Genomic DNA, 26,068 nt, shown 5'->3' with positions numbered 1-26,068 from the left:
GAACTACAAAAGCGCTGCTGCAGTTTTTCTCTGCGGCAGCGCTTTTTTTCAATTCTTATTAAAATCGTATCTGTATTTTTGTTCCTTTTTCCGGTTCACTGTTTAGAAGGATTTCTGCATGGTGTAGCACTGCCCCATGCTTCACAATGGCAAGTCCAAGCCCTGTGCCTCCTGTCTTCCGGGAATGGCTTTTATCCACACGGTAGAAGCGTTCAAAGATTCTCTCCTGCTCTTCTCTGGGAATCCCAATTCCATTATCCTCCACACTGAAAATCACATGCTCGCCTTCTTTTTCCAGACGAACCCGCACATATCCACCTTCCCGGTTGTATTTAATTGCGTTATCCACAAGGTTATACAACATTTCATACAAAATGTGGCGTACTCCGTATATCTCTGCGCTTTTTCCCTCTGTAAGAACCGTGACCTTTCTCTTCTTTGCAGGAAGGGTCAAATTCTGAGAAATATCCTGCACCACCTCATACAAATCCACGGTTTCAAAGGGCATTTCCCCACTCTTTTCGTCCAGCTTTGAGATTTCAATAATATCCTGTACCAGACTGGTCAGACGGCTTGCCTCATCATAAATCCTGCCTGCAAATTCCGGTACGTCCTGAGGTCGCACCATTTCGTTTTTCATCAGTTCTGCATAGCCGGAAATAGACATCAACGGCGTCTTCAGCTCATGGGACACGTTTGCGGAAAATTCCCGGCGCACGGTTTCTGCCTGCCGAAGTTCCTGAACCTGCTGGGCAATCTGTTTATTCTGCTGGTCCACCCGTTTTAAAAGGGGACGCAGTTCTTCATATTCCACATGCTCCAGGGGATGCTCCAAATCCAGCTGATTAATAGGCTCTATCAGCTTTTTGGTCTGTCTTTCCATCAAGAAGAAACCCACTGTCAGAATGGCAAGAAGCAGCACTCCCATTAGCGTGAAGCTGGAGAGCATGGTGTGAAAAACACTGTCTGTTGTCTTTGCCACCCGCAGAATATTTCCGCTGTCCAGCTTTACCGCATAGTAAAAGGTCTGCTCAGACAGGGTTTCCGAAAACCGCACCACGGCCCCGCTGCCCTTTTCCCTGGCAGACTCAAACTCTGGACGACTTTTGTGATTTTCCATGCTGTCCGGGTACTTTTCTGAATCATAAAGCACGGTTCCGTCCGGTCTGGTAAGGGTAATCCGGCTGGTAGTCAGATTCCCGGTTTCCTCTGTCAGATATTCTTCTCCGATATTTTCTATGGCATAACGGATATATTTTGCCTCATTTTTTACGTCCTGCTGCATATAGCTGTTGTACTTTTCATACATCACCACACTGGCTGCCGTAAAGGTAAGAAAAATGCTCAAAGCCACCAAAAGCCCCACATTATTCATAATCCTCTGCTTCATTGCCTATCTCCTATACGGTATCCCACACCGCGGACCGTTTCTATGAGAAAGCCGGATTCCCCCAGCTTTTGCCTTAAGGTTCTGATATGTACGTCCACAGTTCTGGTTTCTCCTGCAAATTCATACCCCCAGATACGCTCCAAAATCTGATCTCTGCTCACTACAATCCCTTTATTTTCCATAAGGTATCTGAGAAGTTCAAACTCTTTTAACGTTAATTCCACTTCTCTTTCATTGTCAAACACCTGATGGCGGTCCACATTGACCTTCAAACCTTTAAAGCGATATTCCTGCTTCGGGGAGTGTTTTCTGGTCCTTCGCAGCACTGCCTTTACTCTGGCGATAAATTCCATCATGCCAAAGGGCTTTGTAATATAATCGTCAGCGCCGCCCTCCAGACCTCTTACTTTGTCGTATTCCGCTTCTTTTGCAGTTACCATAATAATGGGAATCTCACTGGTTTCCGGATCCTGCTTTAATTTTTCCAGAATGCTGTATCCGTCCTCTCCGGGCAGCATAATATCCAGCAGAATCAATTCCGGAATTTCCTCTTTTAATGCTTTTTTCAGTTCCTTTCCATCACTGAGTCCCTTTGCCTCAAACCCAGTGGTTCCCAGCGTATATACCAGAAGCTCCCGGATATTGCGCTCGTCTTCCACACAATAAATCATTCCTGTTCTTTACTCCTTCTCGAACCCCCATTTTCAGCCTTTTACGGAAGAAGATACTGTTTTCTTGTTTCTTCCATTCTCCGCTGAAACGCTTCGTTTTCTTCTTTCTTCATGTCATGCAGATAACTGTGTGTATCAAAGCTGTCCTCAGATACCTGGGATACACATACTGCAATATTGGAACAGTGGTCTGCAATCCTCTCCAGACTGGTCAATACATCAGACAGTACAAATCCCTGCTCAATGGTACAGGTTCCTTTTCTCAGTCTGCGTACATGACGGCTTTTCAGTTCCATATTTAACTCATCAATAATTTCCTCCAGTGGCTCTACCTTTTTTGCCAGTTCCTGATTCTTATCCTCAAAAACAATATAAGAGGTATCTACAATATCTGTCACTGCCCGGATAATAACCTTTAATTCCTCTAAAGCCTTCTCAGAGAAGGTCATTCCCTTTTCATGAAGCTCTCTGGCTGATTCCATAATGTTTACCGCATGGTCTGAAATTCGTTCAAAGTCCCCGATACAATGAAGGATAATAGACAAATCTCTGCTGTCCTGCTGATTCAAGTCCTTTTGTCCCAGCTTTACCAGATAACTGCCCAGTGCATCCTCATAATCGTCCACACGGTTCTCTTCCTCTACCACAGTCTTTTCCTGTTCTGTGCTGTATTCTTTAAACAAAGACAGGGCAGTAAACAGTGCGTCCTTGGATGCATCAGCCATACGCTTTGCCACGTTGCGGCTCTGCTCCATGGCAAATGCCGGCTTTTCCAGAAAACGGATATCCAGAAGCTGTGCGCCCTCGGACAGTGTCGTTTCTTCTTTTTCGTCGCGAATAGTAAGGCATGCCAGCTTCTCCAGACCTTTGGAAAACGGCAGCAATACGGCTGTTGCAAAAATATTAAAAGCGCTGTGCGCTACTGCTATACCTGCTGCGTTGGCGGACTGTTCCAAAAATCCGAAGTGAACAACCATATTCAGTCCATAGAAGACAATCAGGAACACCGTTGTTCCGATAATGTTAAAGTACAGATGTACCATAGCTGCACGCTTTGCATTTTTCTTTGCCCCAATGGCTGATAACAAAGCAGTGACACAGGTTCCGATGTTCTGTCCCAGAATAATGGGAATAGCTGCGCCATAGCTTACCGCACCAGTGACACAAAGAGCCTGCAAAATACCTACAGATGCAGAAGAACTCTGAATCACAGCAGTCAGAAGCGCACCTGCCAGCATACCCAGAAGGGGATTGCTGAAGGCTGTGAGGATTCCTGTAAATTCCGGCACATCTGCCAGAGGTTTTACCGCTGCGCTCATACTGTCCATACCATACATCAGCACTGCAAAACCCAGGAAAATCGTTCCCACGTCTTTTTTTCGTTCACTTTTTGCAAACAATAAGAATGCCACGCCAATCATAGCCAAAATGGGGGAAAAAGAGGTTGGCTTAAACAACTGCACAAAAAAGCTGTCGCTTTCAATACCGGAAAGACTCAAAATCCAGGACGTTACCGTTGTTCCGATATTGGCCCCCATAATAATGCCAACTGCCTGAGAGAGCTTCATAATTCCGGAGTTTACAAATCCCACCACCATAACTGTGGTTGCTGAGGACGACTGTATCACTGCTGTTACCAGTGCTCCTAATCCTACTGCTTTTAAGGGACTGGAAGTCAGACTTTCCAGAATCTTTTCCATCTTTCCTCCAGAAACCTTTGCCAGACCGTCCCCCATGACATGCATTCCATATAAGAAAAGAGCCAGTCCTCCTATCATACTCAAAACGCTAAAAAAATCCATAATTTTCTCCTTTTGTACGGTATATTTCTTTAGTTTTCCCCATTATACCCAGTCTATGTAAAATCTTTCAGGGGTTTATGTTAAATCCATGTAAAATATCAGAAGCTCTTAATGGCATCTTCTGCATCATCAGTGGTTTTGCGGATATGACGAATCACAACATAATATCCAGCAGAATCACTGATTTTTACCCAGACTCTGTCGCCCTCCTTATGCCCCAGAATTGCCTTGCCCAGAGGGGACTCGATGCTGATTTTGTTTTCCAGGGAATTGCCCCTGATAGATGTCACCAGCTTATAGGTTTCTGTTTCGTCCTCCTCCTCAAAGTACACTTCCACCACATTATTCATGCCGGCTTCATCTGCTTTAGAATCTTCTGATACAATGGTTGCCTGCTTCAGCATTCGCTCCAGATAACGAATTCTGCTTTCGTTCTTATTTTTGTCCTTCTTCGCTGCATAATATTCAAAGTTCTCACTTAAATCACCCTGGGCTCTTGCCTCTTTCACTGCCTCTATGGCTTCTTTTCGCACCGTAAGCTTTCTGTACTCGATTTCCTTTTCAATTTTCTCCACATCGCTTCTGGTAAGACGTTCTCCCATGACTCCAACCTCTCTTTAACTTCTTTTTCGTTTCTTTCAGTCACCTTTATAGTATAACCTGCCTGTCTGTATTTGTCTATCCGAATAGAGTATCTCTCCAGTGAGATTCTCCGCCTGAGGCAGGTTCCATCAGGGAGTTCCGGAAAACAAAAAACAGGACATCGGCTCACACAAACCGATATCCCTGCTCTTTGACTGTTTTTATATGCGGACTTCCCGTATTATTTCTGTCCACTTTGTAACTGAGCCTGCACATACATTCCCTCACTTCTGCAATGGAGCTGTATACAAAGGGGCTTCCCCAGATATTTTCAAAAAGGTATTTCACAGAAAGGGTTTCATTGCAATGCTGTATCATCAGAAGCAGAAGCCGATATTCCAAATCCGGGAAAAAGACCTCCAGATTATCCACATAAATCTTATTGTACTTCTGACTGATTCGGATATTATCCACTGCAATCCAGTTCTCCGAACCTGTATCTCCCTGATTTGTCTGCACCATATTTTCTTTTTTCATGCATTCACCTCTGGCTATCAAACGCCCTTAAAACATTACTGCTCTGTTACTTTATTTGTTTAGCTAATTATAGTACACTTTCCTAAAAAAGAAAATAGGCAAACAAAGTATTTTATCTAAAATTTATCTTTCTTCCCTGTCTGCCTATTTCTCTATTTTACTTTTTCACTATTTTATCACTTCACTGTAAAGGGCATGTTTCTCCAATGCCTGGGTCATCTCTGCCATACGGCTGATATCTCCAATGAGAATCACACCGCAAAGACGGTTATTAAGGAAATAATATTTCTGGTAGTGCTTTTTGCTCAAATCCTTAAACTCTGCCGTCTTGTAAATCAGGTTTGGATTTTTACCATTATCTCCTGCTGCAAACAGCGCGGTCTTCATACCATGGAAACTCAGCGCTGCAGGAACTGTGTTATAGACTGCTTCATCTCCTGCTGCACACGCGCCTGCTGTCTTACCTTGTTCTACTGCCTGAGGCCAGATTGCATAATTGATGCCTTCAAACTGGGCACAATCTCCGCAGGCATAAATGTCAGGAATATTGGTCTGCATATTTTTGTCTACCACAACTGCTCTGTCTGTTTCTATACCAGCTGCCTTTGCAAGCTGTACATTGGCTCTCACACCACAGGATACGAGCACCAACTCTGCCGGAAGTACGGTTCCATCTCCCAGCTTCACACCTGTCACCTTTCCGTTTCCTTCCAGTTCTGTAATCTGCACGCCTGTATGAATGGAAATACCTCTGCTCTCGCTGATAAGCTTTAACATTTCTCCTGCTGTTTCATCTAACTGACGTCCCATAAGCTGCGGAGCAAGTTCCAGTACCGTTACCTGGCAGCCTGCCTTTTTCATCTCCCATGCTGCTTCCAGCCCCAGGACACCGCCGCCGATTACCACAACGTTTTTCACTTCCGGAAGCATGCTCTCGATTTTTCTGGTGTCTTCCAGACGGCGTACAGCCACAACACCTTCCTGCTCATGTCCGGGAATCGGTGGGATAAAGCATTCAGAGCCAAGGGCATAAACCAGCTTTGTATATGCCAACTTTGTACCATCCTCCAGTACAATTTCTTTTTCTTTTGTATCAATTTCCGTAACTTCTTTTCCCAGAACCAGATGAATTTTCTGTTCCTCGTACCAATCTTTTCCCTGAATGGCAATCTGCTCTTCTGTCAAATCTGCCATAAGGGATTTTGTCAGCATAGGACGGTTATAAGGCAAATAAGGCTCATTGGAAACCAGAACCACAGAACCGGTTTTATCTCTTTCCCGAATAGCTGCTGCTGCGGAATATCCTGCCGCACCGCCGCCTAAAATCACATAAAAATTCTGTGTATCTTTGCGGTAATCATTTTCTTCCACCTCTACCGGCACAAAATTTTCCTTGCCCACGCCGCATACCGGACAGATTTCCAGAGAAGAATCAAAGATTTCTCCGCATACCAGACATTTCACCAGAGTTCTGTTGCCCTTTGCTTTTTTCGTATTTTCTTTATTCTGAAGCGTACAGCCAAAATTGTAGCCGTATTCATAAGCGTCAATGAGATTTTCCTCACCTGGTTTAAATTTTACCCGGAATCCCTCATCAACCACTTTCATACGAAGCTGTTTCAATCGCTCAATCAGATGCGGAACAGCTTCTCCGCTCCAACCATAACTTCCGAAGGCGCTTGCCAGCTTGCCGCCGTGAGTTCCTGCAAAAATAGAGGTTGTTAAATCCCAGATAGGTTTTAACGCTTCGCCTACAATCGTAGGAGAACCAAAAAGGATTCCATCTGCAAAACCCAGCTCCTCTAACACCTTCTGCTGGTCCGCCTCTACCATATCATAGCAGCGCACCTCGATATCTCCGCTGGCCTCAATTCCCTTTGCAATGGTTTCTGCCAGTTGTTTGGTATATCCATAAGCGCTTACATAAGGAATCACTACGGTTTTCTTTGAGTTTGGATTGACGACCGTACACCAGTCTTCGTAAGTATCCAGCATAAAGTCAATATTTGCGTCCAGTACCGGTCCGTGTCCGGTACAAATCATGGAAATATCCAGCTCACGCACTCTGTCCAGAGCTTTTTTCATATATGGCTTAAAAGGCCCGATAATATTGTCAAAATAATATTTGGTTGCACGCATATAACCTTCTTTGTCTGTCACCTTGCTCACCAGAATGTCGTGGAAGCCATAGTGAGAACCAAAAGAGTCGCAGGTCACTAAAATCTGCTCTTCTTCTATATAAGTATACATAGTGTCCGGCCAGTGAAGGTTGGGAACCACCAGGAATTTCAGAGTCTTATCCCCAATTTTCATTTCCTGGTTGTCTTTCACAGGAATTGCTGTAAATTCCCCATTTACAATTTCCTTTAAAAAGCTGATTGCACAGCCTGTTGCTACAATTTTCAGACCCGGATTTAATTCCAGCAGTTTCTCTACACTTCCGGCATGGTCTGGCTCTGTGTGGTTTACTACCAGATAATCAATGGTAGAGATATCGGTAATCTCTTTTAACTTTTCCAGATATTCGTCGAAAAATTTTGCCTTGGCAGTTTCAAAGAGAATGGTCTTGTCCCCTGCCTTTAATACATAGGAATTGTAGGTTGTACCAAACTCTGTGTACATGATAATATCAAAAACACGCAGCTTGTCATCTACAATGCCTGTCCAGTAAAAGTTTTCTCTCAACTTCAATGATTCCATAAGTAAGCAACCTCCCATTTTTGTTTTCCTGTTTTCGAAATTTTATGTTCTTAATTTTATACAATTTGTGACGCTACTTACAGTATAATCCAATCTTGACAAAAATACTACTATTTTTTGAAGTTATTTTTTTGAATAGCTGCTGCCGCCCTGTCATATGGTAGATTCTTATTGCACGAAACCAAAAAATCGTCAAAATCTGCATATATCGTATCACCATAATATTTATGTTGACCATCTACATCAACCTTAGCCATAAAAGAATCTTGACCATTTGTAATCTGAGAATCAAATAATACAGGTGGTGTAACATCAAACATTTTACAATATTTGCTATAAGCGTTGCTTTCTGATATATCAAAAGCTGGTAAAGCCAATTTACACCTTGAGGATACTGAAATTCATCCTTTCCTTTCATAGATAAATAAGCAATACCATCAATATTCATTGTACTAATAACCTTCATCAATGCCTGAGATATAAGACATTCATATTTTAACGTTCTGCCCGTTTCCAAAACCCTATATGATGTCGCTATTACCAGTGGAAATAGCTTCAGCATTGATAACTGCAATCTATCTCCTTGTTCATTAGGAATGAAAGCAGCAGCAAACAAATCTTCTTTTTCAGGATTCCACTCACACTCCCGGCTACACACATAAGAAGTTGTTCCTAAATATAGGCAAGGCATACCAAGACAACTAAATCTCATATTTGATGCAAAGGACTTCTTTTCATAAGGCAGATGAAGGATATGTTGAATTTGAGAAATATCTGTAGTATCACTTTTCTCCCTTGTTCGAACACGAAAAAAACTAAGTTCTTGATGATTCATCTTTTGATACAAATCATTATATCCATCACTTTGCAAATCCACAAAAGGGGCAATCCCTCTGAAAGAGTGCGATTTATCCAGTTCGCTTACAATAAACTCATCATTTACAAATAAGTAAAACCACGTTGATTACATCGCATTGAAGGGATATGTAATACATTGCCCACTTGTAAAATAAATGTTTCCATCATATCCGTGTTAATCTTGATCTGTGCCGGCACAAAAGAACAACCGTCTCGACATGTACCCCCTGCGGAAACATATCGCACACCGCCACTTTCTCAATCCCATACTCCTCTGCGCACAGCCTCTTCAAATCCCTTGCCAGTGTAGCGGAATCACAGCTCACATACACAATCCTCTTCGGTTTCATTTTCAGCATGGTGGAAAGCAGCGCCTCGTCGCAGCCCTTTCTCGGCGGGTCTACCACAATTACATCTGCGCTGACGCCCTCTTCCTCATATTTGCGAGGCAGCACGTCCTCTGCTTTTCCCACATAAAATTCCGCATTTTTGATTCCGTTTCTCTCAGCGTTCTGCTTTGCATCTTCAATGGCAGCAGGCACAATCTCCACACCATAGACCTGCTTTGCCTTCTGTGCCAGAAAAAGAGAAATAGTTCCGATTCCGCAGTAGAGATCCCACACGGTTTCCTGCCCGGTAAGACCTGCATACTCCAGAGCCTTGCCGTATAGTTTTTCTGTCTGCACAGGATTCACCTGGTAAAAGGACAGAGGAGAAATCCGATACTCTACTTCCCCGATAAAATCCGAAATATAATTCTGTCCCCAAAGTCCTACCACTTTGTCGCCCAAAATTACATTATTTTTCTTCTTATTAATATTAAAGGTAACACTGGTCATTCCGGGAATATCTTTCAGTCTGTCCACCAGTCTGTCTGCCTTTGGCAGCGCATCTCCGTTTATCACCAGACACACCATAAGTTCTCCTGTCTTAAAGCCGCAGCGAATCAGGATATGGCGTACCAGTCCCGTGCCGGAAGTTTCCTCATAAGGCTCTACCTGATTTTCCTTCATATAGGTAAGAACTGCTTCCAGAATCTTCTGATTGACCTCTGCTCCCAGAAGGCAATCTGTGTTTGGAATAATGGAATGGGTTCTGCCTGCATAAAAGCCGGTAATAATTTCCCCGTCTTTATTTTTCCCTACAGGAAACTGTGCCTTGTTTCTGTAACGCCATGGAGTTTCCATGCCAATGACTTGCTCAATGCAGATATTTTCAAAACCCCCGATTCTTTCCAGATTGCCCTTTACCTTATTTTTCTTAAATTCCAACTGCTTTTCATAGGACAGGAACTGAAGCTGACAGCCTCCACAGGCTCTGGCATCAGGACAGCGGGGTTCTACCCGGTCTTTAGACGGTTCCAGAACCTTCATCAGGCGGGCATATCCATAGTTCTTCTTGGTTTTCATGATTTTTGCCTCTACCTTATCCCCGATTACCGTGTCCTTCACAAAGAGCGTATAGCCCTCTGCCTTGCCAATGCCCTCTCCGTCATGCCCCATATCTTCTATGTAAAGAGTAACCATATCATTTTTCTTAAATTCCATGAACGCTTCCTTCCTGCTCACAACTTGCTTTTCTGAAATTGGATTCAAACAGACGATTGTAGCCAATCCATTCCTTCTGCTGTCCCGCTGATGCAAACATTTCTGTGAGAGTTTCCATTTTGGCGTCTGTATTGTCTGCCAGATTCAGCGCCAGAGCCTCCGGCAGCGCCGGTTTTTTCGGAGAACCATACTCCAGCTCTCCGTGATGTGCCAAAATGCAGTGCTTTAACTCACTTTCCAGCTTTTTCGGAAAGCCAGGAATCTCCCGGGCTTTGTCATGGATTCGCTCCGCTCCTATCATAATGTGTCCCAAAAGCTGTCCGTCGTCTGTATAATCATTCATGGGGAATGGGCTTAATTCCTCAGTTTTTCCGATATCGTGCAGCATAGCTGCCGTAAGAAGTAAATCCCTGTTTAAAATAGGGTATGTTTTACAGTAATAATCACACAGGTTCACCACGCTTAAGGTATGCTCCAAAAGACCGCCGATAAAACCATGATGTACACTCTTTGCTGCTGAATTTCCCTGAAAGCGCTTTGCAAAATCCTCGTCCTCCTCAAAGAAAGACACCAGAAGCCTGTGCAGATAAGGATTTTTTATACCTGCCACATAGCTTAACAGACTCTTGTACATCACCTCAGGATTCTGACTGCTCACAGGAAGATAATTGCCCGGCTCATACTCTCCCTCAGAGGCCTTGCGGACTCTTTTAATGCTGACCTGCAGACTTCCCTGAAAAGAATTTACATCTCCCACCACATCAATATAGTCCAGGCTGTCAAACTCATCAATGCCCAGGGAATTGGGATCCCAGATTTTTGCGTCAATGGTTCCTGTTTTATCCTGTAAAATTACATTCTCATAAGGCTTTCCGTTTTTTGTCACTGCTGCCTGCTTGTGCTTGCATAAATAAATCCCGGAAAGCTTTTCTCCTTCGTGAAGTTCATTAATAAATTTCATTTTCATATCCTCTCTCTACCTTGTTTTCAATGTAACGTCAAAAGATACCTCCACATATCCCTCAACTCCCTGGCGCATGGCCTTTACTTTGACGGTTTCTCCCGGTCTGCAGGACTTTAACTGCTGTCCATAGCCTTTAACAGTTTCTACTGTTTCACCGTTTAATTCTGTAATGACATCTCCGTTTTGAATGCCCACCTGCATGGCCGGAGAATCCACTTCTACCTGCTCTACAAAAACACCCACGGGAATTCCCTTTTTCTCTGAAATTTCCGCAGTAATATCCGCTCCTGTAATGCCCAGATAGACCATTTCCTTTGTTTCATCAGAAAGTGTCTGAATCAAATCCTTTATCTGAGAAATCTGCAGCCCTGTAATGAGGCTCTTATTCTCTTCTTCGGCAAAATTCTGGGCTATGATTCCCACAATTTCCCCTTCCAGATCCAAAATCACGCCGCTTCCCTTGCTGCTGCCTGTGATATCTGTGGTGAGAAGCCCGTACTGTACGTCTACCCTGGATACCTTATCCGAGATAGAGGTCACGATTCCATAGCCAACAGAATCACTATACCCCATAGGACTTCCGATTGCAAGAACCGGTTCGCCAGGCTGCACGTTATAGGACTCTCCAAGGGGTGCAACGGCAATTTTTTCCTTTGTCTGAATGTCCAGACTGGATTTGGAAATTTTCAGCACAGCACAGCCTGTATTCTTATCTGATTTCTGAAAAATAGCATCTGTCACCGTGCCGTCGCAGAAGACTACCTGAATCCGGTCTACGTCTTCTACAATTCTGTACTCTGTCAGTACATAATAATTCTGACCGCTCTCTGCCACAAGAACACCGGAAAGCCGTTCTTCATAGGGTGTGAGAAACCAATTTTCATCATTTTTGTTCCCAATCACTGTAACCATAGCTTTTTCGGCTTGAGCCGCTGTATCAAAAATATCTGCATATAGCTTTTTATAGTCTTCCGGCGTCATTTCCTGTACCACAGTTGTCGTGGCAGCAGCCTCTTTTTCCTGCTCTTCTTTGTTCGTAGATTCTCCTTCTGCGCCCCCGGAATCTGCCTCTTTTGTCTGCCCTTTCTCTTCTCCGTCCTTTTCCTGAGGAAAACGCACCATTTCCTCATTTCTCTTCTCTATCATTTTGCTTGTCATAGGCGGCGCTGCCAAGGCAAATACGACCGCTGCCGTAAGTCCCAGCACAGCCCCGGAAAGAAGCAGCTTTCCCACATATTGTGCCAGTTTCTTTGTATCCACAGGCTTTGCTTTAATGGTTTCTTTTAAAAATTCATAGGAGTTTTCTTCCTGATTCTCCTGATTTATGTTTTCCTGGTTTGTCTTTTCCTCGTTCTTTTTTTCGTCCATGTTACCTACTCCGCATAAGGCTGTATTTTTTACCATTATACCGAAGGTTTATGAACTTTTTATGAAGATTACACAAAATTTTCTCACCTCCTGCGTAAAATTCCCTTTGCAGAACCTTCCCTTTCTTCCTGTTTTCATGTTAGAATAGGAATATAAATTTCAAAAAACTGGATAAGGTGAATATTATGAATCAGAAAGCATTAAAAACTTTAGAATATAACAAAATCATTGAGCTTTTGGAGAGCTTTGCCTCTTCTGCGCCCGGAAAGGAGCTTTGTCACAGACTGACGCCCCTTGATGACCTGACGGAAATTCAGGCAATGCAGCAGGAAACCGCGGACGCATTATCACGAATCTATCAGAAAGGCTCTCTTTCCTTTGCCGGTGTCCGAAATATCCGTGCCTCCTTAAAAAGACTGGAAATCGGCAGCACCCTTGGCACAGGCGAGCTTCTGGAAATCTGCAGTCTTCTGGAAAATGCCAACCGGGCCAAGGCCTATTCCCGAAGAGAAACCGAAAACAATACAGAAGATTCCCTGGACAGTCTTTTTGAGCTTCTGCAGCCCTTAACTCCTCTGTCCCTGGAAATCCGCCGCTGTATTCTCTCAGAAGAAGAAATCGCAGATGACGCAAGCCCCGGATTAAAACAGATTCGCAGGTCCATGAAAAATACCAATGAAAAAATCCATACCCAGCTTTCCTCCTATGTAAGCGGAGGTGCCAGAACCTATCTCCAGGACGCAGTTGTCACCATGCGAAACGGCAGATACTGCATTCCCGTAAAAGCTGAACACAAGGGACAGGTTCCCGGCATGATTCATGACCAGTCTTCCACAGGTTCCACGGTTTTTGTAGAACCCATGGCCATTGTAAAGCTGAATAACGAGCTGCGTGAGTTGGAAATCAAAGAACAGACAGAAATCGAAAAAATCCTCTCTGTTTTAAGTGAAACGGCTGCTGAAAGTCTGGAAGTGCTTCAGGACAACTTAAAGATTCTGACACAACTGGATTTCATTTTTGCAAGAGCCCTTCTGGCAAAATCCCAGAATGCCACAGAACCTTTATTTAACACAGAGGGAATCATTGACATTAAAAAGGGACGGCACCCCCTGATTGACAAGCATAAGGTAGTGCCTATTGACATTCGCCTTGGGGAAAGCTTTGACCTTCTGGTGGTAACAGGTCCCAATACAGGCGGTAAAACCGTGTCCTTAAAAACCGTGGGACTTTTAACCCTGATGGGGCAGTCCGGGCTTCATATTCCAGCGTTTGACCATTCCCGCCTCAGTGTATTTAAAGAGGTTTATGCAGATATCGGAGATGAACAGAGCATTGAACAGTCCCTCAGTACCTTTTCCTCCCACATGACCAATGTGGTACGTTTTCTGAAAAAGGCTGACCGGGATTCCCTGGTCCTTTTCGATGAATTGGGCGCAGGAACAGACCCTACGGAGGGAGCTGCTCTTGCCATTGCCATTCTCTCCCACCTTCATGCACAGGGCGTCCGCACCATGGCGACCACCCATTACAGTGAATTAAAGGTCTATGCTCTTTCTACTCCGGGTGTGGAAAACGCTTCCTGCGAATTTGATGTAGAAACCCTGCGTCCTACCTACCGCCTGCTTATTGGCGTACCGGGAAAGAGCAATGCCTTTGCCATTTCCGGAAAACTTGGACTGCCGGACTTTATTATCGAAAAAGCCAAAGAACAAATCAGCCAGGAGGACGAATCTTTTGAAGACGTACTGACCTCTTTGGAAGAAAGCCGCCGCACCATTGAAAACGAACAGGCAGAAATCGCCCGTTATAAAGAGGAAATCCAGACCTTAAAGGAACAGCTTGAAACCAAGCAGGATAAGCTGGAGCAGCGAAAAGAGCGGATTTTACAGGACGCCAATGAGGAAGCCCACCGGATTTTGCGGGAGGCAAAAGAATATGCAGACCAGACCATGAAGATTTTCAATAAAGCAGGTAAGGAGTCCATGTCTGCAAAAGAACTGGAGCAAAAGCGCTCAGAGCTTAGAAAGAAAATGGACAAAACTGCAAAGAAAATGGCGTTAAAGACCCCGGAAAGGAAAAAATCCACCCTTACGGCAAAAGACGTTTCCCTTGGGGACGCAGTAAAGGTCTTAAGCTTAAACGTAAAGGGAACCATAAGCTCCAGACCGGATGCAAAGGGCATGGTCTTTGTACAGATGGGAATCCTTCGTTCCAAAGTAGCCCTGTCAGATTTACAGCTCATTGACGAACCTGTCATTACCGGTCCGACTCTGCAGCGCACAGGCGCAGGCAAAATCAAAATGAACAAATCCGCTTCTGTCCGCACGGAAATCAACCTGCTGGGAAAAACTGTGGACGAAGCCATTGCTGAGCTGGACAAGTATTTAGATGACGCTTATCTCGCCCATTTAAGCAGCGTCCGGGTGGTCCACGGAAAAGGCACCGGGGCTTTGCGAAAAGGAGTGCACAATTACCTGAAACGCCTGAAATATGTACAAGATTTTCACCTTGCGGAATTTGGTGAAGGCGATGCAGGTGTTACTATTGTAGAATTCAAAAAATAGAGGGGAGCTGCAAAATATGGCAGTAAAACAGAAAATTCTGATTGTAGATGATGACAACAACATTGCCGAACTTATTTCTCTGTATCTTACAAAAGAATGCTTTGATACCAAAATCGTAAACGACGGGGAAGAGGCCTTATCCGCCTTTTCCTCCTTTGCGCCCAATCTGATTCTCTTGGATCTGATGCTACCCGGTATCGACGGGTATCAGGTATGCCGGGAAATCCGCCAGAAATCCAATGTTCCCATTATCATGCTTTCTGCCAAGGGAGAAATCTTTGACAAGGTACTGGGACTGGAACTGGGCGCTGACGATTATATAATTAAACCCTTTGATTCAAAAGAACTGGTTGCAAGAGTAAAGGCTGTGCTGCGGCGCTATCAGCCAAACGTGGCGCCTGCCACACAGCCCTCCGGCAAATATGTGGAATACCCGGATCTGGCAATCAATCTGACCAACTACTCCGTCATTTACTGCGGAAGCCAGTTGGACATGCCGCCCAAGGAGCTGGAGCTTTTATACTTTCTGGCTTCCTCCCCAAATCAGGTTTTTACAAGAGAACAGCTTTTAGACCACATCTGGGGATACGAATACATCGGGGATACCCGTACCGTGGACGTACACATCAAGCGCCTCCGGGAGAAAATCAAAGACCACCCGGACTGGTCCATTGCCACAGTCTGGGGTATCGGATATAAATTCGAGGTCAAAAACAAATGAAAAAATACCTTTATGTAAAATATGTGCTTGCTATTCTGGTTCTGGTACTTCTGGGATTCTGCACCATTTATCTTGCCGGAAACCGCCAGGTACAGAAATATCTGGAATCCCTGTACGGTCAGGATTTGTATCAGGAAGCCACCGCCATTGCCAGAAGCCAGGAGGTGCTGGAATACTATGGAAAGCAGGAAGACATCACGCCTTTGTACGACAATCTGTGTACCCTGTCCTCCTACCGCCGCTGCAATATCTGGCTTATCAGCCCAAAGGGAAATCTTCTCTTAAACACAGACTCTGAGTTGAAAACAGAAAATTTCCCGGTGATTGAAGACTTTAATCCCGGTACTACCAGCGGTTCTTATTATCAGACCGGAAATTTTTTCGGACAGTTTAAGCAGCCTCAGCTCAGCGTCATGGTTCCCGTCACAAAAAATATGTCTGTACACGGCTATGTTGCCATACATCTGCCCATGAGTATTCTTCAGCAGGAGCATGATTCCCTGATGAATCTGATTTATGTGCTGTTTCTTTTGTTCCTTTTAATTATGCTGGCAATTATTCCCGTCTTTTCTCTGATGATTTATCACCCTTTAAGGAAAATCATACAGGGTGCTGACGCCTTTGCCTCCGGGAATCTAAAGTACAACATTCCTCTGGAAAAGGAGGACGAAATGGGCTATCTGGCAGCTACGCTGAACTATATGTCAGACGAACTGGATATGACCGGAAACTATCAGCGAAGTTTTATTGCCAACGTATCCCATGACTTCCGCTCGCCCCTGACTTCTATTAAGGGCTATACAGAGGCGATTTTAGATGGCACCATTCCCCCGGAACTGCAGGAGAAATACCTGAAAATCGTGGTTCATGAAACAGACCGGCTCTATAAGCTAACCCAGAGTCTTCTGACACTGAACAATCTGGATGAAAAGGGACGGCAGTTGGAATACACAGATTTTGATATTAACAGCATTATTAAAAGTACCGCTGAATCCTTTGAGGGAACCTGCCGGAAAAAACGGATTTCCCTGGAACTGCTGCTCCACAGGGCAAACCCTGTTTGTGCGGGCAGATATGGGGCAGATTCAGCAGGTGCTTTACAATCTCCTGGACAATGCCATTAAATTCAGCCCGGAGGATTCTGCCATCAAAATAGAATCCACCTTAAAGCATGATACGGTTTTCATTTCCATAAAAGACAAGGGCTGCGGCATCCCAAAGGCCAGCCTTGGAAAAATCTGGGACCGCTTCTACAAAATTGACAGCTCCAGAGGCAAGGACCGCAAGGGTACCGGACTTGGTCTTGCCATTGTAAAGGAAATCATCAATTCCCATAAGCAAAACATCAATGTTATCAGCACCGAAGGCGTGGGAACAGAATTTATTTTTACACTGCAAAAAAGCACAGAAGAGCGTTAAATCTGCTCTTCTGTGCTTTTCTTTCTGTCCGAAGCTGCCAAATCACATCTATTTCCACTCATATTTTGTCAAATGTCCTTCCAGGCGCATGTGATCAAAATGGTTCTGACGCAAAGCCTCATAAAGCACAATGGCAACGGAATTACTGAGATTTAAGGAACGGATATCTCCTATCATGGGAATACGAATAGCAGTATCCTGATTTTCCAGCAGAATCTCCTCCGGAATCCCTGCGCTTTCCTTCCCAAACATAATGTAGCAGTCCTCTTCATACTGAACGTCCACATAAGTCTTAGGCGCTTTTGTGGTTGCCATGTAAATCTTTGCCCCTGGATTTCTATCCAGAAAATCCTGATAATTTACATACGTTGTCACGTCCAGATCCTTCCAGTAATCCATGCCTGCCCGCTTAATGGCCTTTTCATTCAGCTTGAAGCCCAAAGGTTCAATCAAAGTGCAGACGGGTGCCTGTTGCTACACAGGTTCTCCCGATATTCCCCGTATTTGCAGGGATTTCCGGCTCAAATAACACAATGTTCAGCTTTGCCATAGTTTTTCTCCTCAATCCTTCTGATAGATTTTATATAATTCATCACTCTGGGGTTTATCCAGATACCTGGTTTCCTCCCCGTTTCTTAAAATCCGGTCATTTCCTGCTGTGGCCTTTCCCACCACTGCGGCATGGATTCCCGCCTGATTCAGCTTTCGTACCAGTCCGTATCCGTCCGGGACAGCAATCATCATAGAACCGCTGGACATGAGAATATACGGATTTAATCCCAATGCTTCACAGACCTCCACAGTTTCCTGACGAATAGGAATTTTCTTTAAGTCAATATCCAACCCTACTTTTGAACCTGCCGCCATTTCCCAGAGAGCTCCAAATACACCGCCCTCTGTAATATCATGCATAGCGGAAACTCCCCATTCGGAAGCAATTTTTGCCTCAGGAATCACAGAAAGATACCGGTCAAACTCTTTGGCTGTATTTACAAACATTGGAGCAAACCGTTGTAAAAGTTCCTCTTCTTTTTCCTTTGCCGCAATGGACGTGCCTTCTAAACCTATCCATTTGGTAACTACAAGATCCTCTCCCGGTTTGATTCCTCCCGGCTGCATCATGTCTTCCTTTTTCATCTTTCCCACACCGGTAAGAGAAATCAAAGGCTGACGCACCACGTCAGTTACCTCTGTATGACCACCCATAACCTCTATATCCAGCTCTCTGCAGGTAGCCTCCACTCCACGCATAATTTCCTTTAACTCCTGCTCCCGGGTTTCAGGAGGCAGGAGAATCGTCAACATAATTCCTACAGGCTCAGCACCTGCTGCCGCCAAATCATTGGCCGTAATATAAACACTGTGTCTGCCCATATCCTTTGTGGTACCTGTAATGGGGTCAGAGGAAAACACATAAACCTCACCTTCCTTTGCCTCCATGACTGCACAGTCACGCCCTACAGCCGGTCCTGCCAGAATCTCCTCTCTTCTGTGTCCAACCTCTTTTAACACGGAGCGAATCAGCATCGGCTCCGGTAATTTTCCTATTTTCATGGCCTGTTCCTCCGCCTTTTCCTATAAAACATACGCTATCATGGGAAGAATCATGGCAAGAACCATTATCACCGCCAAAACTGCTGCAACTACCTGTCTTTTTCCGGAATTTTTTTTTCTCATTTTTCTCTACCTCTCTATTTTTCCATAAGTTCCCAGAATCGTATCAATCAGTCTGGAGGCTTCATTCTTTGTCAGACTGTCGCTCTCCACATTCAGGTCTATTCTATGATATTTTACTAAATCCTGCAAGTATCGTTTTTGTGCCGGGGTAATGGGACCCTGTTTTTTTACCTTATACAAAAGCGGGGCGGGATTAAAAAGCTCTCTGTGCTGTTCCCCGTATTCCTGGCGCAACCTTTCATACAGCCTGTAGGTTGTCCGTGCGTCCTCCAAAGCCCTGTGCGCGTCGTCCTGGGGAATCTCATAGTACAGACGCAGGCTCTGCAGGCTTTTACTCGGCAGATCCGGCAATAAAATCCGCGCCAGCTTTAAAGTATCCATACCTTCCTTTTCAAAGCTCATATCCAGATTTACAGCATTGTGCTTAACAAATCGGTAGTCAAACATCAGATTGTGCCCCAGAAGGGGCAGCTCCTTACAAAAATCCAGAAGCTCGGTAAGGGCTTGCCCAATACAGGGCTTTCCCTGTACCATTTCATCTGAAATGCCGGTCAGTTCTGTAATTCTCTCCGGTATCTTTCTCTGAGGATTTACCAGTGTAGCATACTCCTCTGTCACAGTCCCGTCCATTACCTTCACAGCGCCGATTTCAATAATCCGATCCTTTGCCGGCTCAAGCCCTGTGGTTTCCAAATCCAGCGTCACATATTCTCTCATGCTTTTTTCCTGCTTTTCTTCTGTTTTTCCTTATATTCCTTACAATATTCTGTAAGGAAGCACTCCTCACATTTCGGAGAGCGGGCAAAGCATATCTGCCGCCCAAAGGTGATAATCTGAATATTATATAAAATCCAATGGTCTTTTGGCAAAACCTTCATAAGCTCCATTTCTACCTTTTCCGGATCGTTCTCCTTTGTCAGACCCAGACGCCTGGAAATCCGCTTTACATGGGTATCTACTACCACGCTTGGCTCATGAAAAATATTTCCCCGAATCACATTTGCAGTCTTTCGCCCCACACCGGGAAGGCTTGTTAAATCTTCCAGACTTCTGGGTACCTCACCGCCATAGACCTGACAGATACGCCGGGCGCAGCCAATGATATTCTTTGCCTTGTTATGATAAAAGCCTGTAGGCTTTATGTCCTGCTCCAGTTCCTTTAAATCCGCCTCTGCAAAAGCCTGCATATTTGGATATTTAACAAACAAATCTTTTGTCACAACATTCACTCTGGCATCTGTACACTGGGCGCTTAACATAGTGGCAATCAAAAGCTGCCCCGGATTGTCATGATTCAGATAGCACTTATATTCCCTGGTATACACCTGATCCAGCTTATCCAGAATTTCCTTTGTTCTCTTTGTCATAGGTTTTCCTCCTGCACAAGTTCCACCTGGCTGCATCTGGCATCATAGGTAAGGGGGCTGCGCTCCTTATAATCAAAAAGCACAGGATAGTTCTCCCTCTGTCTTCCTGTCTTTAAAAGATCAAAGGTGAAAATCTCCAGATGGGTCATTTTCTCCAGCTGCCTTGCCTGGTATCCTGCATAATTTTTAAGCAATCGTGGATTCTCCGCTTCCTGCCTGTAAAAATTCTGTATCTGTTTTTTATATGCTTTCTGCTCTTCGGCAAAACCTGGTCTGGTCTTCAGATTTTCTCTGGCATACAAATCAAAAACCATACATTCCCTGAAATACTCCTGGTTTTCTATTCCCCGCTTCTGGAGAAACTCCAGAAGAATCTCATACCGACGGATTCTGGCATGGGAAATGCCAAAGTATCCCTTTTCCTCATAAAAATCCGCCAATGCCTCATACATGGAAAAAGCGTCTTCAAACTCCTGTTCCAGAGCTTCCATGGTACGGGAAAACTGTCCGCTGTTGTAATAAACCTCTACCATATCCTCAATGCCCTTTAAGCGGCAGATTTCTCCATAGGACAGCCAGTTGGTGGCAAGTACCTCATAAGGTTCCCGATGTTTATACCTGCAGCCGTAATCTTCTTTTTTCTCATACATATAAGAACCCTTCAACACCTTTAAAAATCCAAGCTGAAGCTGTTGGGGACGCAGCCCGTATACATCATTAAAGGAAGATTTAAAGCTGTCATAGCCCTCAAAGGGAAGCCCTGCAATCAAATCCAGGTGCTGATGCACATTGTTTCCCTCCTGCACCCGCTTCACTTTTTCTGAAATTTTCTCAAAACTGGTCTTTCTGCGGATTTCCTTTATAGTTTTTTCATTGGTAGACTGTACACCGATTTCCAGTTGAATCAACCCCGGACGCATGGTGCGTATCAGCTCCAGCTCCTTCTCGGTGAGCAAATCTGCTGCAATTTCAAAGTGAAAATTTGTCACCCCATTGTCATGCTCCTTAATATATTTCCAGATTTCCAGAGCATGCTCCTTTTTGCAGTTAAAGGTTCTGTCCACAAATTTAACCTGAGGCACTTTTTTATCCAGGAAAAACTGCAGCTCGTTTTTTACCAGAGAAAGACTCCGAAAGCGCAGCTTCTTATCTATAGAAGAAAGACAGTAGCTGCAGGAGAAAGGACAGCCCCTGCTGCTTTCATAATAGATAATCCGGTGCTGAAAAAACTCCATATCCTCATATGGAAAAACCAGGGTATCCATATCCATAATTTCTCTGGCTGCAGTCCTGACATACTTCCCCTGTACGCCCTGCTCTGATGACTGCTCTGCACACACCTCTGCAGAATCAAACTCCCGGTCTGCCGCCCCTTTCTCTCGAAAAACAATTCCCCGGACAGCCTTAATCTCTGCTTTTTCCTGTTTCTCTATATTTACATAATATCGCATCAATTCCCGGAGAGTTTCTTCTCCTTCTCCGCACATGACACCGAAAATCTCCGGCAGTTCTGCAAGAACCTGCTCTGCATCATAGGACACCTCCGGACCTCCCACCCAAATCACGGTATCTGGCAGGATTTTCTTAATATCCCGAATCAATTCCTTTACAAAAGAAATATTCCAGATATAACAGGAAAAACATAGAACATCTGGTTTTCTCCTGTACAAATCCTTTAAAATCTCGTCCTCCTGCTGATTAATGGTATATTCTGCCAGTTCTATCTGCTCTGCATACTCCCTGCAGTATGCCTTCATGCTGTACACAGCAAGATTGGAATGAATGTATTTTGCATTTACTGCTGCCAACAAAAGCTTCATAATTTCTCTCCGCCTTTCTTTCCACAGAAGCCCTGACAGCCCTCACAATTCCCGCCGCAGAATTTTCCGTTTTTTATATCTTTTATTTTCTTCCGCACCACCCAAAAGCTGTAGGCTGCCAAAAGAATCACAATCACAATGGTTGCTGCCATATTTCCTCCTTTATCCGAAAGAGCCGACACAGTTTTCTCTGTAGCGGCTCTTTTCCTGTTTCCTATTTATTTTTTATAAATCTGGATTTTTCCTGTCTTTCTTCATCTTCAAAGCTCTGTACCTGTTTGATTAATTCTGTTTCCACATAATCATGCTCCTGTACAGCCCCTTTCTTCTCTCTGAAAGTCAGTTTCAGCAAAATCGGTGAAATAATCGTAGTAATAACCACAACAATTACAACAGGTCCCAAAAGTTCCGGCGCCATAAGACCAAGGGCATTTCCCTTTGCTGCCACAATCAGAGCAACCTCACCTCTGGAAATCATACCCATACCAATACGGACACAGTCCTGATTGCTGTAATGGCACATCTTGGCGCCCAGACCACAGCCTACAATCTTTGTCAGCACAGCCACAATCACCAACGCTACAGCAAATACCACAATCATGGTACTCATCTTGGGTAGTTCTACCTGCAGACCAATATTTGCAAAAAATACCGGAGATAAGAAAATATAAGATAAAATTCCAAATCGTCTTGCAATATAATTTGTATGTGTAGTCTTTGTAATAATCAAACCAGCAAAGAACGCACCTGTAATATCCGCAACTCCGAAAAACTCTTCTGCACAGTAAGAAAACAGAAGACAGATAACAAAGGCAAGAATAACAAATCGTCTTAAATCTCTTTCATATCCCTTCACCCATTTCTGGAACAGAATATGAATCAGATATCCGCCCACACCAATGAACACAAAAAATCCCAAAATCTTTCCGAATACCAGCCATACATTCACAGAAGAATCTGCCAGACTGGTAATCACAGTCAGAGCAATAATACCCAGAATATCATCAATAATGGCTGCTCCTAAAATGGCATTTCCGGCTCTGGTATTGAGCTTGCCCATTTCCTTTAAGGTTTCCACGGAAATACTTACAGACGTGGCAGTCAGAATAACACCGATAAACACATTCTGCAGAATCAGGCTGCTATTTGCTGTAGTTTCCAGCATACCCGGTTGGTTAAAATACGCTGCCACACCAAGCCCGCCAAGAAGCGGTATCAAAACGCCTAAAAGTGCAATAATAAAAGAAGCTTTTCCGCTCTTTTTCAGCTCATCGATATCTGTTTCCAGTCCTGCACAGAACATCAGAACAATTACGCCGATTTCTGACACCTGATAAATAAACTCTGTCTGGTGCAGAACCCCAAGACACGCCGGTCCCAAAAGCAGACCTGCCAGCAATGCACCCACTACCTGGGGCAGACTGATGCGCCTGGTCAGAAGCCCAAACACCTTTGTAGTCAGCAATATCAGCGCCAAGTCCAATAAATACCTGTAAGATTCCATGTCGTTCCTCCTCAAGTCCTTCTAAATTTGTATTTATGTTTTTATTCTCAAAACTCTTTTATGTTACCACAATTTGTAAGGAAATCCAATACCAAACCTTTACACTGCTTCATATATTTCTTGCACAAAAGGAACGTTTTTTTGCTGCTACATGGATTTACGCTCTGCAATTTCTGCCATTTTTGCAGAATTCAAACGGGTATCTCCATGCACACGGCTATAGGAAAGATAGCCGTTCATGCGGTCGATTTTTGTCAGGTTTCTGGAACCGCACACCGGACACACGTCCATTTCCAGTTCTTCGTGTCCGCAGTCGTCGCAATAAGCCAGGGACAGATTTACCCCTTCATAATAGCCAAGCTCCATAGCTCTGCGTACCAGCGCCCGGATTGCATCTACATTGTAGCCAATAGGATAGCGCACATACTGAATTTTGCCGCCGTTGCACAGTTCCCAGAAACGCCCCTCACAGTCCTGCTTTTCAATGGGGGTCATATCCTCAGTTACATGACAATGAAAGCTGTTACTTACATAAGGACGGTCTGAAACCCCTTCCACAATGCCGTACATTTTGCGGAACTGCTCAACCTGCAGACCACAGAGGCTTTCTGCCGGAGTACCATAAATTGCATACAGATTGCCATCCTCAATCTTGTACTGCTCTACCTTTTTATTGATATACTGCAAAACCTCAAGGGCAAATTTGCCGTCCTCACGGATAGATTTGCCGTTATACAGCTCCTGCAGTTCATTTAAAGCCGTAATGCCAAAGGACGCAGTCATTGGCTTTAAAAGCGGTTTAATCTTATCAGATGGTTTTAAATTTCCGCCGTAAAAGCCGCCTTCACAATAAGCCAGAGGATTGGTGGAGGCCTTCATCTCTCCCAGGTAATCATAGGTACGGATATGCAAATTCCGAATCATTTCCAGATAAAAGTCCAGCACTTCGTAAAAATCCTTGTCCTCTGCCCTTGCCTTTGCCAGAATCATAGGCAGATGCAGGCTGACTGCGCCTACATTAAATCTTCCCACAAACACAGGAACATCCTTGTCGTCAGCAGGAGTCATGCCGCCTCTTTCATACCAGGGGCTTAAAAATGCCCTGCAGCCCATAGGGCTGATAACCTTTCCGTATCTCTTATACATACTGGAAATATAACCCTTGCCACTTAAAGACAACCAGTCCGGATACATGGTCTTTGCAGAGCAGGAAATACCTGCCTCAAATACATCTTCCCCTTCTTTGCCTTCTCCGTGAATATTCTCATCATAAAGGAATACGATTTTCGGAAACAGCACCGGTTTTTTATGTCCTTCTCTTCCCTGACCGCCCTTGTGAACCTCCAGAAGAGAAATGCTGCACATTTTCTCAAATTTCTTCATACCCAGACCCAGAGTTACGGTTACAAAAGGATAATCTCCTCTGGAAGAGCCTACGGTGTTTAACTTATATTCAATGCCCTGCCATCCCTGATCAAAATCTCTCTTTACCTTATCCACAGCATACTGCTCTGCTCTCTCCTCAGCCAGAGCCCAGTCTGGATCCACGTAGGAAAGAAATTCTTCTTTGTATTTTACATAACTTTTCTCCGCATAGGGTGCCAGAATCTTGTCCACCTCAGGCACAGTAAAGCCGCCGTACTGCTGGGCAGCAGTACTTAAAATGATATCGCCCATAACGTCAAAAGCCGTATCCAGGGTTTTTGGCTCATTGTACCACACATTTCCCATTTCAAATCCGCCCTTTAACACATTTGCCACATCAAAAAGACAGCAGTTCATGGTATCCAGTCTTGCAGACTGGTCATGGATATAAATATAGCCGTCCTTACATGCCTGCAGCTCATTACGTGTCATAAAGAACTTCCGATACAGCTCTTTATTCAGCTCATTAAAAATCAGGCTGCGTTTTGTGGCAACCAGGGCGCTATCTGTATTGGCATTGCTCTTATCCCCGATATAACGGATAGACTGACTTTTTGTATACACCTCATCCATCATATGAATAAAATCATGCTTATAGTTCCGATAATCTCTGTAGCTCTTGGCAACAGACGGATTGACTCTTTCCAAAGCTCCCTCCACAATATTGTGCATATCCTGAATGGAGATTTCCTCTTTCTCAAGAGAACCTGCCTTCTCCTGGGCATAGCTGCAGATAAACTCCACCTCGTCCTCTTTAAACTTATACATAATTCTGGAGGCGGACTTATTCACTGCCCTGACGATTTTCTGAACGTCAAAATCCTCTTTCGTACCGTCTTTCTTAACTACATACATCATCACTTTCACCTCATACATTTTAAAACACTATATCTGGTATAGCATAATATTTTTCACTTTTCTGCTTCACAACATTTTGTATTCCACAGTATATCACTTTTCACACAGGAAAGAAAGTGGGAATATTGCACAATTCTGTACTAATATCCTCCACTTTCTTCATTTAAGCCTGTATTCAACATACTTCGACAAGTTTCTTTCCCGGAAAAAATTTTTTCCGCTGCCGGTTTTTTCCCGGTTTTCCTTTTATGGAAACCGATTTTGAAAAGAGCATTATTGAAGTTGCACAATTTT

Annotated in this window: 19 protein-coding genes and 2 pseudogenes; 3 read left to right on the top strand and 18 right to left on the bottom strand. The window is 44.2% G+C overall.

The annotated features are described in order from the left end of the window. Positions 1-58: 58 nt before the first annotated feature. The 10 genes from DQQ01_RS03030 to DQQ01_RS02985 form a co-directional block, all read right to left on the bottom strand. Positions 59-1,390: a sensor histidine kinase gene (locus DQQ01_RS03030; protein WP_111918311.1), complete on the bottom strand. Its 1,332-nt coding sequence runs from the start codon at positions 1,388-1,390 to the stop codon at positions 59-61. Then, a complete protein-coding gene (locus tag DQQ01_RS03025; protein WP_111918309.1) occupies positions 1,387-2,061 on the bottom strand; it encodes a response regulator transcription factor in 675 nt (224 codons plus the stop codon). Before DQQ01_RS03025 ends, DQQ01_RS03030 begins: the two co-directional genes overlap by 4 nt. Positions 2,062-2,102: 41 nt before the next feature. Next, entirely contained in the window at positions 2,103-3,863 is a 1,761-nt protein-coding gene (locus DQQ01_RS03020) for a Na/Pi cotransporter family protein (protein ID WP_111918307.1), read from the bottom strand. A 98-nt stretch (positions 3,864-3,961) separates the two neighbouring features. Beyond that, positions 3,962-4,465: a GreA/GreB family elongation factor gene (locus DQQ01_RS03015; protein WP_111918305.1), complete on the bottom strand. Its 504-nt coding sequence runs from the start codon at positions 4,463-4,465 to the stop codon at positions 3,962-3,964. A gap of 166 nt (positions 4,466-4,631) precedes the next feature. Next, positions 4,632-4,982, bottom strand: a complete 351-nt coding sequence (locus DQQ01_RS03010) for a winged helix-turn-helix domain-containing protein (RefSeq protein ID WP_111918303.1) — start codon at positions 4,980-4,982, stop codon at positions 4,632-4,634. Between the two features lie 168 nt (positions 4,983-5,150). After that, the gene (locus DQQ01_RS03005; RefSeq protein WP_111918301.1) at positions 5,151-7,682 is read right to left on the bottom strand and encodes an FAD-dependent oxidoreductase; all 2,532 of its coding nucleotides are present in this window, start codon (positions 7,680-7,682) and stop codon (positions 5,151-5,153) included. A gap of 238 nt (positions 7,683-7,920) precedes the next feature. After that, positions 7,921-8,559: a hypothetical protein gene (locus DQQ01_RS03000; protein WP_111918299.1), complete on the bottom strand. Its 639-nt coding sequence runs from the start codon at positions 8,557-8,559 to the stop codon at positions 7,921-7,923. 145 nt (positions 8,560-8,704) lie between these two features. Next, complete coding sequence (gene rlmD, locus DQQ01_RS02995) at positions 8,705-10,087, bottom strand: 23S rRNA (uracil(1939)-C(5))-methyltransferase RlmD (RefSeq protein WP_111918297.1); 1,383 nt, start codon at positions 10,085-10,087, stop codon at positions 8,705-8,707. After that, positions 10,077-11,048: a 3'-5' exoribonuclease YhaM family protein gene (locus DQQ01_RS02990; protein WP_111918295.1), complete on the bottom strand. Its 972-nt coding sequence runs from the start codon at positions 11,046-11,048 to the stop codon at positions 10,077-10,079. Before DQQ01_RS02990 ends, rlmD begins: the two co-directional genes overlap by 11 nt. 15 nt (positions 11,049-11,063) lie before the next feature. Further along, positions 11,064-12,419 (bottom strand): S1C family serine protease, encoded by a 1,356-nt coding sequence (locus tag DQQ01_RS02985; RefSeq protein WP_111918293.1) that lies wholly within the window; start codon positions 12,417-12,419, stop codon positions 11,064-11,066. 185 nt (positions 12,420-12,604) lie between these two features. Between DQQ01_RS02985 and DQQ01_RS02980 the strand changes: the two genes are divergently transcribed. The 3 genes and pseudogenes from DQQ01_RS02980 (at position 12,605) to DQQ01_RS02970 (ending at position 17,123) form a co-directional block, all read left to right on the top strand. Further along, positions 12,605-14,983, top strand: coding sequence for an endonuclease MutS2 (locus DQQ01_RS02980; protein ID WP_111918291.1), 2,379 nt, complete (start codon positions 12,605-12,607; stop codon positions 14,981-14,983). A gap of 16 nt (positions 14,984-14,999) precedes the next feature. Continuing rightward, a complete protein-coding gene (locus DQQ01_RS02975; RefSeq protein ID WP_111918289.1) occupies positions 15,000-15,704 on the top strand; it encodes a response regulator in 705 nt (234 codons plus the stop codon). Next, positions 15,701-17,123 (top strand): annotated as a pseudogene (locus DQQ01_RS02970) (sensor histidine kinase). The gene DQQ01_RS02975 and the pseudogene DQQ01_RS02970 overlap by 4 nt, the downstream one beginning before the upstream one ends. A 48-nt stretch (positions 17,124-17,171) precedes the next feature. Here DQQ01_RS02970 and DQQ01_RS02965 read toward each other — a convergent pair. The 8 genes and pseudogenes from DQQ01_RS02965 to nrdD form a co-directional block, all read right to left on the bottom strand. Then, positions 17,172-17,673, bottom strand: a pseudogene (locus DQQ01_RS02965) (tRNA (cytidine(34)-2'-O)-methyltransferase). Between the two features lie 11 nt (positions 17,674-17,684). Beyond that, on the bottom strand, positions 17,685-18,677 hold the full coding sequence (locus DQQ01_RS02960; protein WP_111918287.1) for an AIR synthase family protein: 993 nt from the start codon (positions 18,675-18,677) through the stop codon (positions 17,685-17,687). A 129-nt stretch (positions 18,678-18,806) separates the two neighbouring features. Then, entirely contained in the window at positions 18,807-19,517 is a 711-nt protein-coding gene (locus DQQ01_RS02955; protein ID WP_111918285.1) for a 3'-5' exonuclease, read from the bottom strand. Beyond that, the gene (nth, locus tag DQQ01_RS02950) at positions 19,514-20,167 is read right to left on the bottom strand and encodes an endonuclease III (RefSeq protein WP_111918283.1); all 654 of its coding nucleotides are present in this window, start codon (positions 20,165-20,167) and stop codon (positions 19,514-19,516) included. The genes DQQ01_RS02955 and nth overlap by 4 nt, the downstream gene beginning before the upstream one ends. Further along, on the bottom strand, positions 20,164-21,987 hold the full coding sequence (locus DQQ01_RS02945) for a B12-binding domain-containing radical SAM protein (RefSeq protein ID WP_199797978.1): 1,824 nt from the start codon (positions 21,985-21,987) through the stop codon (positions 20,164-20,166). Before DQQ01_RS02945 ends, nth begins: the two co-directional genes overlap by 4 nt. Next, entirely contained in the window at positions 21,984-22,139 is a 156-nt protein-coding gene (locus DQQ01_RS02940) for a FeoB-associated Cys-rich membrane protein (protein WP_111918279.1), read from the bottom strand. Before DQQ01_RS02940 ends, DQQ01_RS02945 begins: the two co-directional genes overlap by 4 nt. A gap of 62 nt (positions 22,140-22,201) precedes the next feature. Beyond that, entirely contained in the window at positions 22,202-23,491 is a 1,290-nt protein-coding gene (locus DQQ01_RS02935; protein ID WP_111918277.1) for a cation:proton antiporter, read from the bottom strand. Positions 23,492-23,638: 147 nt separating this feature from the next. Continuing rightward, positions 23,639-25,774, bottom strand: coding sequence for an anaerobic ribonucleoside-triphosphate reductase (gene nrdD, locus DQQ01_RS02930; protein WP_111918275.1), 2,136 nt, complete (start codon positions 25,772-25,774; stop codon positions 23,639-23,641). Positions 25,775-26,068 lie beyond the last annotated feature (294 nt).

The sequence above is a fragment of the Blautia argi genome, from assembly GCF_003287895.1.
Lineage (GTDB): Bacteria > Bacillota > Clostridia > Lachnospirales > Lachnospiraceae > Blautia > Blautia argi.
Note: the sequence above shows the minus strand (reverse complement) of the source record. Positions and strands in the feature narration are given on the sequence as shown.

What these genes read in the sequence shown, in the direction of transcription:
- DQQ01_RS03030 (WP_111918311.1), bottom strand. Translation starts at nt 1,390, where the DNA reads ATGAAGCAGAGGATTATGAATAATGTGGGGCTTTTGGTGGCTTTGAGC.
- DQQ01_RS03025 (WP_111918309.1), bottom strand. Translation starts at nt 2,061, where the DNA reads ATGATTTATTGTGTGGAAGACGAGCGCAATATCCGGGAGCTTCTGGTA.
- DQQ01_RS03020 (WP_111918307.1), bottom strand. Translation starts at nt 3,863, where the DNA reads ATGGATTTTTTTAGCGTTTTGAGTATGATAGGAGGACTGGCTCTTTTC.
- DQQ01_RS03015 (WP_111918305.1), bottom strand. Translation starts at nt 4,465, where the DNA reads ATGGGAGAACGTCTTACCAGAAGCGATGTGGAGAAAATTGAAAAGGAA.
- DQQ01_RS03010 (WP_111918303.1), bottom strand. Translation starts at nt 4,982, where the DNA reads ATGAAAAAAGAAAATATGGTGCAGACAAATCAGGGAGATACAGGTTCG.
- DQQ01_RS03005 (WP_111918301.1), bottom strand. Translation starts at nt 7,682, where the DNA reads ATGGAATCATTGAAGTTGAGAGAAAACTTTTACTGGACAGGCATTGTA.
- rlmD (WP_111918297.1), bottom strand. Translation starts at nt 10,087, where the DNA reads ATGGAATTTAAGAAAAATGATATGGTTACTCTTTACATAGAAGATATG.
- DQQ01_RS02990 (WP_111918295.1), bottom strand. Translation starts at nt 11,048, where the DNA reads ATGAAATTTATTAATGAACTTCACGAAGGAGAAAAGCTTTCCGGGATT.
- DQQ01_RS02985 (WP_111918293.1), bottom strand. Translation starts at nt 12,419, where the DNA reads ATGGACGAAAAAAAGAACGAGGAAAAGACAAACCAGGAAAACATAAAT.
- DQQ01_RS02980 (WP_111918291.1), top strand. Translation starts at nt 12,605, where the DNA reads ATGAATCAGAAAGCATTAAAAACTTTAGAATATAACAAAATCATTGAG.
- DQQ01_RS02975 (WP_111918289.1), top strand. Translation starts at nt 15,000, where the DNA reads ATGGCAGTAAAACAGAAAATTCTGATTGTAGATGATGACAACAACATT.
- DQQ01_RS02960 (WP_111918287.1), bottom strand. Translation starts at nt 18,677, where the DNA reads ATGAAAATAGGAAAATTACCGGAGCCGATGCTGATTCGCTCCGTGTTA.
- DQQ01_RS02955 (WP_111918285.1), bottom strand. Translation starts at nt 19,517, where the DNA reads ATGAGAGAATATGTGACGCTGGATTTGGAAACCACAGGGCTTGAGCCG.
- nth (WP_111918283.1), bottom strand. Translation starts at nt 20,167, where the DNA reads ATGACAAAGAGAACAAAGGAAATTCTGGATAAGCTGGATCAGGTGTAT.
- DQQ01_RS02945 (WP_199797978.1), bottom strand. Translation starts at nt 21,987, where the DNA reads ATGAAGCTTTTGTTGGCAGCAGTAAATGCAAAATACATTCATTCCAAT.
- DQQ01_RS02940 (WP_111918279.1), bottom strand. Translation starts at nt 22,139, where the DNA reads ATGGCAGCAACCATTGTGATTGTGATTCTTTTGGCAGCCTACAGCTTT.
- DQQ01_RS02935 (WP_111918277.1), bottom strand. Translation starts at nt 23,491, where the DNA reads ATGGAATCTTACAGGTATTTATTGGACTTGGCGCTGATATTGCTGACT.
- nrdD (WP_111918275.1), bottom strand. Translation starts at nt 25,774, where the DNA reads ATGATGTATGTAGTTAAGAAAGACGGTACGAAAGAGGATTTTGACGTT.